The sequence below is a fragment of the Streptomyces sp. NPDC053048 genome, from assembly GCF_044547045.1.
GTDB lineage: Bacteria > Actinomycetota > Actinomycetes > Streptomycetales > Streptomycetaceae > Streptomyces.
Genome location: NZ_JBITZS010000024.1, coordinates 1 through 1,448 on the forward strand (window position 1 = coordinate 1; position 1,448 = coordinate 1,448).

General features: G+C 69.0%; 1 protein-coding gene. It reads right to left on the bottom strand.

Annotated features, from left to right (window positions below; genetic code table 11):
• Window positions 1-1,448 (bottom strand): acyl-CoA carboxylase subunit beta (locus ACIG36_RS33285; RefSeq protein ID WP_399936255.1); only part of this gene is annotated, 1,448 nt, incomplete at both ends.

Here is a 1,448-nt window from a genome sequence, read left to right on the forward strand (position 1 = left end):
ACCGAGCGGGTCTCGACGGGGTCGATGACGTCGTCGACCAGACCGCGCTCGGCCGCGTAGTACGGGTGCATGAGCTCGGCCTTGTACTCCTTGACCATGCGGGCGCGCATCGCCTCGGGGTCGTCGGCCTCCGCGATCTGCTTGCGGAAGATGACGTTCGCCGCGCCCTCGGCGCCCATGACCGCGATCTCGTTGGTGGGCCAGGCGTAGGTGAGGTCGGCGCCGATGGACTGGGAGTCCATGACGATGTAGGCGCCGCCGTAGGCCTTGCGCAGGATCACCGAGATGCGCGGCACGGTGGCGTTGCAGTAGGCGTACAGCAGCTTGGCGCCGTGGCGGATGATTCCACCGTGCTCCTGGTCGACGCCGGGCAGGAAGCCGGGGACGTCCAGAAGAGTGATGATCGGGATGTTGAAGGCGTCGCACATCTGGATGAACCGCGCGGCCTTCTCGGAGGCCTCGATGTCCAGGACGCCGGCCAGGGACTGCGGCTGGTTCGCCACGATGCCCACGACCTGGCCGTCCAGACGGGACAGCGCGCAGATGATGTTGGTGGCCCAGCGCTCGTGGACCTCGAGGTACTCGCCGTCGTCGACGAGCTCCTCGATGACCTTGCGCATGTCGTACGGACGGTTGCCGTCCGCCGGGACCAGGTCCAGCAGTGCCTCGCCGGTGCGGTCGGCCGGGTCCTCCGGCGTCACGCGCGGCGGGTTCTCGCGGTTGTTCTGCGGCAGGAGGGACAGCAGGTAGCGGACCTCCTCCAGGCAGGTCTCCTCGTCGTCGTACGCGAAGTGCGCGACGCCCGAGGTCTCGGCGTGCACGTCCGCGCCGCCCAGGCCGTTCTGGGTGATCTCCTCGCCCGTCACCGCGCGCACCACGTCGGGGCCGGTGATGAACATCTGGGAGGTCTCGCGGACCATGAACACGAAGTCCGTCAGCGCCGGGCTGTAGGCCGCGCCGCCGGCGCAGGGGCCGAGCATCACGCTGATCTGCGGGATGACGCCGGAGGCCTTGGTGTTGCGCTGGAAGATCCCGCCGTAGCCGGCGAGGGCGGAGACGCCCTCCTGGATACGGGCGCCGGCGCCGTCGTTGAGCGAGACCAGGGGCGCGCCGGCCGCGATGGCCATGTCCATGATCTTGTGGATCTTGGTGGCGTGGGCCTCGCCCAGCGCGCCGCCGAAGATCCGGAAGTCGTGCGCGTAGACGAACACGGTCCGGCCGTGCACCGTGCCCCAGCCGGTGATGACACCGTCGGTGTAGGGGCGCTTGGCCTCCAGTCCGAAACCGGTCGCCCGGTGCCGCCGCAGGGGCTCGACCTCGTTGAAAGAGCCCTCGTCCAGCAGCAGATCTATGCGCTCACGAGCGGTCAGCTTTCCCTTGGCCTTCTGGGCCTGGGTAGCCCGCTCACTCGGACCACGCCGAACCTGCTCGCGAATGGCATGCAGCTC